Origin of the sequence: Photobacterium sp. 2_MG-2023, assembly GCF_030547675.1 — a bacterium.
Classification (GTDB): domain Bacteria; phylum Pseudomonadota; class Gammaproteobacteria; order Enterobacterales; family Vibrionaceae; genus Photobacterium; species Photobacterium arenosum.
The window spans coordinates 53,644-66,270 of sequence record NZ_JAUOQQ010000015.1; the positions used below are offsets into that span (position 1 = coordinate 53,644).

Below are 12,627 nucleotides of genomic sequence, written 5' to 3' on the forward strand. Positions count from 1 at the left end.
CTTCATTGTGTTTACTGCATTGCGAAACAATGCAGTTTTTTTACGTACAATTTCTCATAAATAAGACAACGTATTGGCATTGTTGGTTAATCACAAAAAAATACAGAAACTTTCAATTTTGACACACAATTATTCTGTCCTCAGATGAAAATGATCACACAGACACTGCTATCTTTATTTCAATGCTGAGTAAGCGTGTTCTGTTGTTTCCGGAGGTGTCCGATGCGATTCACCTTATCTTTTAGGTTGCTGCTGTCTTTAGCACTGTTTCTGGTGTGTGTCAGCCAGGTTCATGCGGCATCGAGCCGATTACAGAAAGTCATGGACAGGGGAGTGCTCCGGGTTGGAACTACCGGCGACTGGGGGCCAATGACCATGAGGGATCCTGCGACAAATTTCTACAAGGGATACGACATTGATATAACGACTGAGCTGGCCAAGGATCTCGGTGTGACTGTTGAATACGTGGCCACGGACTGGAAAGCCTTGGTCAGCGGAATTGTTACGGAAAAATACGACTTGACCGGCAGTGCGGCGCTCAATATCAGTAGGGCAAAGGTAGTCGGCTACAGCCAGCCTTATTATTACCTTGCGTTTGTGCCGGTGACGCAGAAAACGAACCAGAATCGCTTTCGCTATTGGGCCGATTTTAACTCTTCATCGGTAACGGTGGCTTCCCGTCGGGGGGCTGTTGAGGAAACCATGGTAAAAGAATTCTTTCCCAGGGCCAGGCAGCAGGTCATTGAGAGCGGAAAATCTTATCAGGAGTTACTGGCAAACCGTGCCAATGTCATTGTGACGTCCAATATAGAGGCTGCAATGCTAATCAGCCGATTTCCACAGTTGACCATTCCCAACGTTCAGGGGATGCGACGGGCGACACCTTTAGCGATGTTGATGCCAAGAGATGATCAAGTCTGGATTAATTTCATTAACCAATGGATAGAATTAAAGAAAACGCAGGGATTTTTTGACCGGATAGCCGAAAAATGGGGACTGGCCGTCATGGATATTGAGTAAGCAGTCTGAGCCGTGTCGGAATATAAGTTATCCACTCTGGATTTGTACTGACCACTTGCGTCACTATGGTGAAACGTACTGATTTGGAGGTGGATATGGATTTGTCACGGTATCAGGGATTAATTTTCGACATGGACGGCACGCTGATAGACTCAATGCCAGCCCATATAACAGCCTGGCGCTATGCCTGCGAGCAGTTCAACATTCCCTTTGATCCGCAGTGGCTTATGAGTCTGGGTGGATCACCCACAATCAAAACCGCGCAAATGATGAATGAAAAATATCAGACGGATCATGATATCCAGGAAGTGGCTGATACCAAATGGCGCTTTTTTGAAGCGCTGGAACAAAAGGGAGAGACCATTCCGGCCACTGTTAATCTTTTATTGCAGTATCGAGACCAAAAGAAAGTGGCCGTCGGTACCGGATGCCGCAAAGTTAATGCAGAAAACTTGCTGACCATAACCGACATTTTGCCTTTACTTGATGCCTTAGTCACTGCCGACGATGTCCTAAACCATAAACCTCACCCCGATACTTTCCTTGAAGCGGCTAACCGTATTGGGCTGGCACCTCATCAGTGTGTGGTTTTTGAAGATACCGATTTAGGACGGCGGGCGGCATTAGCTGCAGGGATGGACTGTTTTCTTGTTGTCGATGGAGTAATCGCAGAGTTCACCTCTGCAACGCCAGTGCGATAGCGCTACATTAGGATTGACTAAATTTATGATTCTATGTGATTTATTTTTTATTTAGTGGCAGGATTTTAATGCGTTTTTATGCTGGTCGCACTACAATCAAAATATAATATTAAGTAAGGAGGTGATTGTGAAAGCCTTAACAACATTAGTAGTGGGATTATCTGGTCTGGCTTTAGCAGGATGCAGTGCATCAATCGATGAGCGTGCCAATGATTTCGTCGATGTCAGCTATTCCTTATGCGGTGCAAAAGTGAAAGCGTTTTCTCAGAGTGATGACGGAAAAATCCGCGTAGTGTGTGAAAACGACAGCTATTTTTCTGTCAATAATCAGCAGACGCTGACAGTTATGAATGAGATTAACGGTGCATATTGCCATGGACGAGGATTCAGCCATTTTAATGAGCGCTCAGATTTTTATACGTTCACCTGCATGAATGATAAAAACTTCAACATTCCCAAGTAACGGATTTTCTTTTATTTGCCCAAATCGTTAATTCAAGACCCGCATACGCTGCGGGTCTTTCCATAAATTGTTACTGAGTTTGTCTTCTTGACGCTGCTCATAGCGTTTACTGATTTCCTTGTTAGTATAGATTTCGTTCCAGATAGTAATGCCACAAAAGGATTTCGCATTGAATCAGAAATTTATCACTGCCAGCATCGGGCTGGCCATTTCCGCATTTTCACTACATTCCATTGCCGCCAATGTGCCTGAAGGGGTTGTTCTAGCCAAAGAGCAGCACTTGGTACGAGCCAATGGCGCAGAGCCGAGTACATTAGATCCTGGGTTTGTTGGTTCAGGCAGCCCGGGCGATGTCATCGTGAATGACTTGTTCGAAGGGCTGCTGATTGAAAATCTGCAGGGCGAAATCACTGCTGGGCAAGCTGAAAGCTGGGCTGTGTCAGACGACGGAAAAACCTACACTTTTAATTTGCGTAAGGGCCTGAAATGGTCTGATGGTCAGCCATTGACCGCCATGGATTTTGTGTTTGCGTGGCGTCGGGCGGTTGATAAATCGACAGGCAACAATACCGGATTCAATTTGGTCACCGCTAACATTACCTATGCCCAGGAAATACTGAATGGTGAAAAACCGGCATCCGAGCTGGGAGTGAAAGCGCTCAACCTGCATCAGCTTCAGGTGACATTAAGCCGCCCGACGCCGTATTTCCTTAGCCTGATGAGCATCAAAACCTTCTTTCCTGTACCGGCTCATGTGGTGAGTCAACACGGTGATTTATGGACTCGTGCCGATCATTTTGTCTCAAATGGTGCCTATGTTCTGAAAGAATGGGTGCCGAACGAAAGGGTCGAAGTAACACGTAACCAGCATTACAGGGATGATGCATCTACGGTCATTAACGATGTGACCTATTTGGCGTTGTCGTCACAAAGCGCAGAGCTGATGCGCTACCAGGCTGGTGAAGTGCATATGACGAACCGTGTTCAGCTTGAGTATTATCAGAAATTGCTGAAGGAAAGTCCGGAAGAGATTAAATCTCTGCGTTTATTGGGCTCTTATGTGTATGCCTTTAATACCCAGCAGCCTCCATTTGATAATGCTGACGTACGCCGTGCGCTGAGTATGGCGATAGACCGCGATGTGTTGGTGCAAAAAGTGACGGGGCAGGGCGAGCCAGAGGCTTTCTCTGTCGTGCCCGATATCATTCCAAACTATCAGAATTTCACCCCGGCATTTAAGTCGCAGGCTCATGACGAGCGCATTGGTGAAGCGAAAGTGCTGCTGGCGAAGGCGGGTTACAGCAAGAGCCATCCGTTGAATGTCACTCTGACCTACAACACCAGTGAAAATCATAAAAAGCTGGCACTGGCGATTGCCTCTATGTGGAAGTCTCTGGATGTGAGCGTAAAGCTGGAAAACATGGAATGGAATGCTTACCTGGCGGCAAAAGCGGCGGGTGATTATGCCGTTGCGCGCTCGTATGCATTTGGTGATTATGCAGAACCCTCCTCTGTTCTCAGCAGCTTCACTTGCGGGCATGTCAGTAACGAAACCGGGTTCTGTAACAAGGAATTTGATGCGTTGCTTAAGCAGGCCGCTGATATTACGGATGAGCCAAAACGATATGGTATTTACCGCGAGGCAGAACATATTCTCGATCAATATTCGCCTGTCATGCCAATTTACCATTACAACCACACACGGCTGGTAAAAAGTCATCTGAAAGGGTTTCCGGACAATAATCCGAAGGGCAATATTTACGCTAAGGACCTGTATTTTGTAGCTAAATGACCAGAAAAGCCTGTTTTTTTACAGGCTTTTTTCGATGAAAGGCCGTTCATCATAAACCTGCTCCATATTGACCAGGCAGCAATTCGTGACCAAAACGATAGTGTGTGTTTAAACCGAATTTCCAGTTACCCAGAGATTTGCAAAAATCGACTGTGTCGGGTAGATCCGTCTTAAGTGAAAAATGGCCAACATCGCCCCTTTAAGATCATGTAATGGATCAGTTTTAATCAGGTACTGAAAAACAAAAACACTGAAATCACAGTATTCAGTGTTTTTGTGCATACCAACTTTTACCGGTGTAATTAAAAAGACCACTATGCCTGGTGTCGCATGATAATGACATTAACTAACTTGGCGTGCCGCTTCATCAATTAATTCGATTATGTCATTTGGATGAGAAGCCATAGGGGCATGCCCAGCTTGTAAAGTGATCGTTTTCTTCGCTTGAATCCGTTCTGCAAACCATTTCTCTGTTTCTGGTGGGATCATTCGATCCTGCGCTGAAACCTGGTACCAGCTAGGTTTAACTTTCCAGGCAGGAGAGCCAGATTTATCTTCAAAACAGCGAGCTGCAATTGGTTTTTGACTTAGTGCCATAACGAGCGCTTCTGTTTCATCCACGTCTGGACAGAAATTCTCATGAAAATGATTCGGATCTAACCACAAAAAACCTTGCTCGTCAGGGCGAATGATGGCGGCCCCGGGAGGTGGCTCCCTCAGCCCAAATAAACCACCAGGGTTTTCTCCTTCATTAGGCGCAAATGCCGCAATGTAAACTAAGCCGACAACATTAGTCGCATTTCCCGCACCAGTAATAACCATCCCTCCATAAGAGTGGCCAACCATCAGCACTGGCCCTTCTAACGAAGCAGCCAGATGACTTGTACGTTCGATATCATCAGGAAGTGAAGTGAGTGGGTTTTGCACAGCACGAACATTATACCCTTTGTTGTGTAAAGCAGGGATAACATGGCGCCAATGAGATGCATCCCCCCAGGCTCCATGAACCAAAAGAATGTTTAACTTGCTAGACATTAGAACGGCCTCCGCGGCTATTTTATGAGGCCACTACACAGGCCGATTCTCTATAAAATAAGCCTTCTCGTTGATACGGTTAATGCATACCTAAAGCGCATATTTCGTAAGATTCTAGTAGACCGGATGGAAAGTCGCCATAATCGCTCACAGCGACAAAAGAGGGCTATGCGGTGGGAAAAGCTGTCCTCCCGGTACCCCACCCGATGGGGGTATACCTGAGGTGCGGTGCGGGTGAACGGCAGTATGATGCAGCATCAGCTACGATTCTAAAGAACTAAATGATTCAGCTGTGCATCACGCTGTTGCCTATGGCAGGAGGAAAAAGCGTATGGCAAGTGAAAGTGTCATTTTGAGTTTGGAGAATCCAGTTTTCTTTACCTATGTGCTTGCGGCGTCACTGATGTTGCTGAAGCTCTTGCTGCAGCCGTGGATGACGGTTTACCGAATGATGAAAGTGCGTGCTGGTTTTCGTAGCCCGGAAGATGCGAAGAAAAGCCCGCTGAATCCGACCCCGGTAACTGGTCAATTGGCGCTGAATGAGTACGTTGATCGCTCGCGGCGTATGAACCTGAATGATTTGGAAAGTATACCCGCGTTTCTTATCGCCGGATTGCTATTCGTGTTAATGGATCCGCCGCTGCTGCTTGCTCAAGTGTTAATATGGGCGTATGTTCTGGCTCGAGCGGCACATTTTATAGCCTATGCAACGGCTCAGTTACACGATGTCCGGGCCACGATATGGACTGTCAGTTCAGTGGCGGTGATCGCAATGGTGATCTATACACTTGTCCGATTGTTCACCTCAGCGCAGTAAAGGTGTGGGTTCGCTAACATTCGTAAAAGATGAAATGGTATTTCGTCTGGCCATTTATTTGCAGGCTGTGACATGCTTGATCTCTGTTTCCTAGCTTACAGTCAGCTAAGAAACCCAGTGTGTCACTCAAATGAAAAGGCCACTCGCAAGAGAACGAGTGGCCTTTTTCAGATGGGCAGTTTAATGATTAATGCTTTTTTAAGCACGGTAATGAACCATTAAAGCTGAGTCCATGCATCCTGCCAGTATACGCCCACTCCAGGTTCATAGGCCCAGGCTGCACCTGAACACCAACCAGAATAAGGGTATGGTTTACATTCAAAGTTCACGCCGCCGTTGGAAACTTGATCACCGGCCTGGTACGCAGTGCCTTCCACATAGGCTGGGAAATCACCCTCACCACCGGTTCCGCTTTCGTCTTTTGCAATGGTCACTGTCAGAGAGGCCGCATCGCTAGCCGTTCCGTCAGAAACACTGACACTGAAAGACAATGCTGTATCAGTCGTGTAGCTACCGGCCGTAAAGCTCAGGCTTGAACCATTAATAACGGCATTCACACCTGCAGGTACAGTCCAGTCGTACGTCAGGGTATCGCCATCGGCATCAGTGGACTGTGACGCATCCAGGGTGATCACATCATCTGCATTGGCTGTAACTGGGCCGGTCAGTGATGCAACCGGCGCGGTGTTTTGTGCACCAGGCGCTTTCGCAGTCACTGTGATGCTGTCGGTGGCTGTCGCCCCTTCATTATCCGTAACAGTCAGAGTAAAGACATATTGAGTATCAACCGTGACATCTGGCACTGAAATGGTTGCGGAAGCCGTATTCGCACCGTTCAGTGTCAATGCCGGTCCACTGGTCTGTACCCACTGATAGCCGGCAATCTGACCATCGCTGTCTGTTGATGAAGAACCGTTCAGAGTCACAGTGGCTGCAGTATTCACTTGCTGATCAGAACCTGCACGTGCAACAGGTGCACGGTTTCCTGCCGGTGCGCCAGCCAGGGATTCTTGCATCGCATTCAGGATGTCACCATTGTCAGCATCAATTTCCCATGCGAACAGACCGGCAAGTCCCAGATCACGCACATACTGACCTTTGGCCATAATAGAGCGTGGGCTGTCGTAGGTGACTAAATCGCCGTTACTCGGATCATAAGCCCATGGTGCTTCCGCCTGTTCGTCATAACCCAGTACGACGCCAGCTTTATTTTCATAACGGGTAACGACATCTTTATAGTCGATCACACCCGCTTCCCAGGAACCGGCGACAGCACCATTACCCACACCTGTCATCGGGTTGCTTGGATCTGTCATGCTGGCTTGGGTCACACCCGTCCAGCCGCGACCGTACATGGCTGCACCCACAACCAGTTTGTTGGCAGGTACACCCTGAGCAAGAAGACGCTCGACGCCATGTGCAGTGGTGTAAGCTGGACCTTGGCGAGGCTCACCGTTTTCATCAACACCTGTGCCGTTACATTGATCCGCTGTCAGATGGCTGCCACAGTTCAGCGCTGTCTGGTGACCTGTTACGTTGCTCCAACCGCCGTAGAAGTCGTAACTCATGTTGAAGATGTAGTCCATGTACTGAGATGCCTCAGCGTAGTTAACGACATCAATCTTGTCGTAACCAACACCAATTGCAGAAGTCAGTTCGAACTGACGACCTGTCTCGGCTTCCAGCCCATCCAGCATGGTGCGCAGTTCACGCATCAGCGCTACGTATGCCGGGCCATCGTTAACCGGATCACCCAGAGTGGTATTCGCACCTTTTCCGCCTGGGAACTCCCAGTCAATGTCGACACCATCAAAGAATTTCCAGGTTTGCAGAAACTTCTTCACACTGGCAACAAAGACATCACGTTTGGATTTATCGGTAAACGAGAAGAAAGGATCAGACAGCGTCCAGCCACCAATCGAAGGGATGACCTTTAAATCCGGGTAGCGTTGTTTTAGTGCCATCAACTGGCCGTAGTTTCCTTTGTAAGGGGTGCTGTAGGTATGGCCAGACTGTGGTTGTGGCATTTGGACAGCAGCCCAGGGATCGTGAATCGCGACTTCAAAATCAGGTGTGCCGGCACAAGCGCGATTAAGTGCCGCTAAACTATTGCCGCTCTCGATCTCGCCCAGAGATTCATTCGGACCACAGACAGGGATGAAGCCGTAAAGGATGTGTGTCAGGTTTTGGGCTGGGATCTTGTCGACGGTGAATTTACGGCCAAAGACGCCCCACTCAACAAAGTAGGCACCAACAACAGTATCAGCAGGGGTAGAGTAGGTGCCGTTGTTCGGATCGACATTCATGGGGAGTGGATCGAGATGGCTGCCGTCTGTATCTGCCACCACTATGTTGGTTGCAGGGCTGCTGCTACACGCTTCTTCAGCGCCAGAGCCACTGCATAATTCGACGGTTAACGCATATTGACCACCCTGAGTGATGGACAAGGTCGTAGAGCCAGCACCACTGGATGCCGGGTTAATACTTTCCTCAAATGCCACGTTGCCATTGAGCTTTACTTTCCAGTGGTCAGCCGTTTCGCCGGAATAACGTTGCCAGGCTACTGGCACATCTGCTGCATTTTTTACTGTGACAAGATCTTTGTAGGCGGTTGCAGCCTGATCAACTTCAACGATGGCATAGTCTGTTTCCATCCATGCAAGTTGAGGGGTACCCGGTGCGGCGAGCACACTGCAGGACATAGTCGCAGCGGCAACGGAGAGTGCAACCAAGTTAAACTTGTTTAATAGCATTGCTTTCTTCCTTGAGTTGAAATAATCAATAAGAGCAAATGACATGTCGGTCATAGCTAATAAATAAATAGAACAGTTTCTTTTTTTCTCAAAGCAAGAAAGTTAAATAAATGATAAAAATGTTAATTAATGTGATCTTTTTTGCATTTGTGGTGGGTATTTAACTGAAATTAGCACGTGATAATGATCTGTAAACGAAAAACCCCTTGGTTCCGACTGACTTTATAAATGTATAAAAATAAGTTTACTGCAATAAGATGGTTATGAGTGCGGTTTGCTATACAAACAATACTCATTAATAATCAATGAGATATGAATTTTTTGATAAAGAAGGAACGGCGATGTGGCTGAGGAGTTTACGTGCTTATGAGAAACTTATGAGGAAAACGTTTCAGTGTGACATGTGGATTTGCAACGCTCTTATTAATCAGGAACGTCTAAACAAGGAAATATGTACCAATTAAAAGAAAACAAGCCAGAAGGATACTGGCTTGTTTGTATTGGTCTTATCTTGCTGATTTAGCGTGATTCTTTAGCCGTATCAGATTTAGGATGCCAGGCACCGTCTAGCTTGCTAAGTTCTGGGAACTTACGGCGGTCAAATGTTGGCACTTGCCCGTTTTTCACTTGTATTTCGTAATCTTTGATCACCTTGATAGCCAGATTAGACAACAGCACCAGTGCAGCAATGTTGATCAGCGCCATCATGCCCATAGAAGCATCGGCCATGTTCCATACGACAGGCAGTGAGGCAATGGAGCCAAACAACACCATAGCCAGCACAATGATTCTGAATGTGAACAAGCCTTTCTTCGTATTGCCGTTCAGGAACATGATATTTGTTTCTGCGTAACTGTAATTAGCAATAATGGAAGTAAAGCAGAACAGAATGATAGCGGCTGCCATAAAGTAGGTTGTCCAGCTTCCCAGCTCGTTCGTCAGTGCTTGTTGCAGCAGACCGATACCAGAAGCAGCATCAGGCTGATCCATCACACCTGACAGCATGATCATCGCGGCTGAGGCAGTACAAATGACAATGGTGTCAGCAAACACCCCGAGCATCTGTACAAAGCCTTGCGATGCAGGGTGGTTAGGGTTGGGTGTTGCGCTGGCAGCAACATTGGCTGCTGAACCCATACCGGCTTCATTGGAGAACAGACCACGAGCGATACCGCTTTGCATTGCCTGCGCAATGGTATAAGCCACGCCGCCGGCTGCAGCTTCCTGCCAGCCGAAAGCACTTTTAACAATCAGCGAGATTGCGGCAGGCAGTTCAGACATGTTCATGATGACAATCAGACAGGCGATAGCCAGATAGCCGACCGCCATAACCGGCACGATACGAGCAGAAGCTTGCGCGATGGATTTTAATCCGCCCATGATGAAGAAGGCAGAACACGCCACAATAACCAGCCCTACATACTTACGGTCGATCTCAAAAGAATGGTTGAGCGCAGCGGTAATGGTGTTTGCCTGAACGGCATTGAAGACTAGTCCGAAAGCAATAATCAGACAGACTGAGAACAGTGTGCCCATCCAGCGGGCACCAAGTCCCTGCTCCATGTAATAGGCTGGGCCGCCGCGGTATTGCCCGTCTACATCTTTCACTTTATAGACTTGAGCAAGTGTGGATTCCACAAAAGCGGTCGCCATTCCCAGCAGGGCCATCACCCACATCCAGAAAATGGCACCGGGTCCGCCGACTGTCAGTGCGACTGCGACACCAGCCATATTACCGGTCCCCACACGTGCTGCCATTGAAGTGCAAAATACCTGATAAGAGCTAATACCAGATTCTACATCTTTGCCTTTTTTCAAGACGCCGATGGCATGACGAAACTGTCGAATCTGAATGAACCCGAGGCGAAAAGTAAAATAGATACCTACAGCAACCAGCAGATATACAAGAAGGTGGCCCCATAGCAGTCCGTTAATGTCGCCAATAATGAGCATTAATTTTTCGTTGAGAATGGCGAGCCAATTGTTAATCGTTGCATCCATAGAATGATCCTGTGATGTCATATTGACTAAGAAGCAGGACAACAAGCATTGTCCTAAATGAAGGGAATGATTCAGCTCACTGGCTTATGCAGCGAGATGAAGAGATGTTCCCGAATGTGTAATAGTGACTTAATTTTCGTGCGAGAAGGTAGCACAAAATCCCGCAAATGGCTCAGGATATAGATCACGTTTTTAATGGATTTATACGACGTTACATGAGATTTATTACGTTGAAATTAATTTTTTACATAATAAAAACAGTTGTTTATTTAGTGTTTGTTGTCTGTGCTGTAAGCGAAAAACCAAAGTGGGATTAATTTGTTGTTAACGGAATTTTAAACTAAATTTAACGCTATTCTTCAAATTATAACACTGTGATGTTGCGATTGAGATCGTGCTTTTACCTGATTGAGGGCCGTCGTTTTCACTGATGGTGCCGTCTGTTTAATGGACTTGATAATCGAAAGGTGGAGAGGGGGAGGGAGACGTCATAGTGCTTTTCTTCACGCTGATTGAGATACAGCTGAATTGGTAGCCACATATGCAAACGAACAGATGTTCATCGATGACAATGAACTCTTCGTGTTGTCCGCATTCTTTGCAATATGGTGCCTGTTCCATATCATGCTCCTTGGGGAATCGAGCCAATGATAGACTGAAGCAACTGTTGCTAAAAAAAGTTTTGAAAAAAATTCGAGGGGAAACAAATAAAGAAGATGAGAAGAATGAAACAAAAAAGCCTTTTGGTCGGACATACTGGATTTGAACCAGCGACCCCTACTCCCCCAGAGTAGTGCGCTACCAAACTGCGCTAATGTCCGCCAAAAGGCTTGCTAACTGACGAGCATATTACCAATACTGACTGCTTTTGGCAAAGCTAAATTGCTGAGAAACAGGCTATTATTTCATCGATTGATTAGCTGCTGGCTGATTCTGAGGGTGAAAGGGTATTTGTGTTGGTGCAACAGCGCACAGGTATCTGGCAAATTCACTAAAATAAACGTGCTGTAGCGGCAGTTGAGAATCCCAGTCCGAGATCGTTAAAATCATTTTTTGGTCAGAGAATTGTCAAGGACACAAAAATTATGTTCACAATAACGAAGACTGAGAGTATTATTTAATTACTGCTGCTACTCTTACACCCTCGTTAGAGTTCTCTATTATAATTAAGTGAGCGTACTACTCTTCTCACATACGCGCAGCAGAAGTCATAGCGTTAGTTTTTCGGCAGAATACGGGTCTTATGAGATATCTTGGGATCTTGGTTTAATTTTATTAATTTTGCTCTATTTCAAATAGCACAACAAGTGTCATGAATCTGTTAGTCGATGGCAAGAAAGTGCTCTTTATAAGAATAGTGTTTAGAGGTAATTCATGGCTAACTTTTCGGATGCGGAAAAAGCACTAAGTGCGATGCTAAAGAATGTTGAAAACGGGAAACATCTGCAAGAGACCAGAGCTGACTATCGTCAGGCACTGATTGACTTTGCCGACGAAGTACCGGGCAGACAGCGTGCTGTCATTAAGCGAATTCCGCTACAGAAAATAAATGATTTGATAGCAGTATTGAACGAATTTAAAGAAGAAGCTCGTCAGGTAAGAATGATTGAGATTCTGGCGTTGATGGAAAAAGACGGTGTTCACCCTGAAGAGTTGATGGACTCACAGACTGAGGAATAACCTAACGTCTATCTGATTGCTACTTATAATAAAAAAGGAGAGTCATACTCTCCTTTTTTATTATGCTTCAGTGACTGTTGTGATGTAGTCGACTTCATTTTTATATTTGCGAACATTCCGTGAGAGAGTCCCTTTCGGTACGCCATATCGTTTCTCGGCTTCATAGCTTGATAAACCTTCGAAGACGACAGCCTCAACAGCAGTACGTTGATTTTGGGATTTGAAAATTCGCTCTGAGATTACTTTAAATTGTTCACGTGTCATAGCCAAAACTACTCGCTTGTTATTCCTTTATAGGCCTGCTGGGTATGACTGACCGGCAGTTCTGATTCCCGGTATAGTAGCAGTCATACCCTAACGTAAGC

The 12,627-nt window shown here is 46.4% G+C and carries 10 protein-coding genes and 1 tRNA gene; 6 read left to right on the plus strand and 5 right to left on the minus strand.

Features of this window, described 5'->3' with window-relative positions; translation table 11 throughout:
- The first annotated feature begins 222 nt into the window (after positions 1 to 222).
- From Q4491_RS13405 to Q4491_RS13420, 4 genes are all read left to right on the plus strand, one after another.
- Positions 223 to 1,020: a transporter substrate-binding domain-containing protein gene (locus Q4491_RS13405; RefSeq protein ID WP_303458116.1), complete on the plus strand. Its 798-nt coding sequence runs from the start codon at positions 223 to 225 to the stop codon at positions 1,018 to 1,020.
- Between the two features lie 89 nt (positions 1,021 to 1,109).
- Positions 1,110 to 1,721, plus strand: a complete 612-nt coding sequence (locus Q4491_RS13410; protein WP_192016799.1) for an HAD family phosphatase — start codon at positions 1,110 to 1,112, stop codon at positions 1,719 to 1,721.
- Between the two features lie 127 nt (positions 1,722 to 1,848).
- Positions 1,849 to 2,184, plus strand: coding sequence for a hypothetical protein (locus Q4491_RS13415; protein ID WP_046221276.1), 336 nt, complete (start codon positions 1,849 to 1,851; stop codon positions 2,182 to 2,184).
- Positions 2,185 to 2,386: 202 nt separating this feature from the next.
- Positions 2,387 to 3,976: a peptide ABC transporter substrate-binding protein gene (locus tag Q4491_RS13420; protein ID WP_303458193.1), complete on the plus strand. Its 1,590-nt coding sequence runs from the start codon at positions 2,387 to 2,389 to the stop codon at positions 3,974 to 3,976.
- Positions 3,977 to 4,318: 342 nt separating this feature from the next.
- Here Q4491_RS13420 and Q4491_RS13425 read toward each other — a convergent pair whose 3' ends face one another.
- Positions 4,319 to 5,011 (minus strand): alpha/beta hydrolase, encoded by a 693-nt coding sequence (locus Q4491_RS13425; RefSeq protein WP_218385948.1) that lies wholly within the window; start codon positions 5,009 to 5,011, stop codon positions 4,319 to 4,321.
- A 331-nt stretch (positions 5,012 to 5,342) separates the two neighbouring features.
- Between Q4491_RS13425 and Q4491_RS13430 the strand changes: the two genes are divergently transcribed.
- Positions 5,343 to 5,828, plus strand: coding sequence for an MAPEG family protein (locus Q4491_RS13430; protein WP_192016697.1), 486 nt, complete (start codon positions 5,343 to 5,345; stop codon positions 5,826 to 5,828).
- Positions 5,829 to 6,046: 218 nt separating this feature from the next.
- Here the strand turns inward: Q4491_RS13430 and Q4491_RS13435 are convergent, their stop codons facing one another.
- From Q4491_RS13435 to Q4491_RS13445, 3 genes are all read right to left on the minus strand, one after another.
- Positions 6,047 to 8,530, minus strand: coding sequence for a glycosyl hydrolase family 18 protein (locus Q4491_RS13435; RefSeq protein ID WP_303458195.1), 2,484 nt, complete (start codon positions 8,528 to 8,530; stop codon positions 6,047 to 6,049).
- Between the two features lie 570 nt (positions 8,531 to 9,100).
- The gene (locus Q4491_RS13440; RefSeq protein WP_303458120.1) at positions 9,101 to 10,582 is read right to left on the minus strand and encodes a sodium:alanine symporter family protein; all 1,482 of its coding nucleotides are present in this window, start codon (positions 10,580 to 10,582) and stop codon (positions 9,101 to 9,103) included.
- Between the two features lie 744 nt (positions 10,583 to 11,326).
- A tRNA-Pro gene (locus tag Q4491_RS13445) sits at positions 11,327 to 11,403 on the minus strand.
- A gap of 553 nt (positions 11,404 to 11,956) precedes the next feature.
- Between Q4491_RS13445 and Q4491_RS13450 the strand changes: the two genes are divergently transcribed.
- The gene (locus Q4491_RS13450) at positions 11,957 to 12,262 is read left to right on the plus strand and encodes a hypothetical protein (RefSeq protein WP_192016694.1); all 306 of its coding nucleotides are present in this window, start codon (positions 11,957 to 11,959) and stop codon (positions 12,260 to 12,262) included.
- A gap of 60 nt (positions 12,263 to 12,322) precedes the next feature.
- On the opposite strand, the gene Q4491_RS13455 is transcribed toward Q4491_RS13450, so the two are convergent.
- A complete protein-coding gene (locus tag Q4491_RS13455; RefSeq protein ID WP_027252139.1) occupies positions 12,323 to 12,526 on the minus strand; it encodes a helix-turn-helix domain-containing protein in 204 nt (67 codons plus the stop codon).
- Positions 12,527 to 12,627: the final 101 nt, after the last annotated feature.

Bases quoted from the DNA above. Each gene is read 5' to 3' on its own strand.
- Q4491_RS13405 (WP_303458116.1), top strand. From the start codon at position 223: ATGCGATTCACCTTATCTTTTAGGTTGCTGCTGTCTTTAGCACTGTTT.
- Q4491_RS13425 (WP_218385948.1), bottom strand. From the start codon at position 5,011: ATGTCTAGCAAGTTAAACATTCTTTTGGTTCATGGAGCCTGGGGGGAT.
- Q4491_RS13430 (WP_192016697.1), top strand. From the start codon at position 5,343: ATGGCAAGTGAAAGTGTCATTTTGAGTTTGGAGAATCCAGTTTTCTTT.
- Q4491_RS13435 (WP_303458195.1), bottom strand. From the start codon at position 8,530: ATGTCCTGCAGTGTGCTCGCCGCACCGGGTACCCCTCAACTTGCATGG.
- Q4491_RS13440 (WP_303458120.1), bottom strand. From the start codon at position 10,582: ATGGATGCAACGATTAACAATTGGCTCGCCATTCTCAACGAAAAATTA.
- Q4491_RS13450 (WP_192016694.1), top strand. From the start codon at position 11,957: ATGGCTAACTTTTCGGATGCGGAAAAAGCACTAAGTGCGATGCTAAAG.
- Q4491_RS13455 (WP_027252139.1), bottom strand. From the start codon at position 12,526: ATGACACGTGAACAATTTAAAGTAATCTCAGAGCGAATTTTCAAATCC.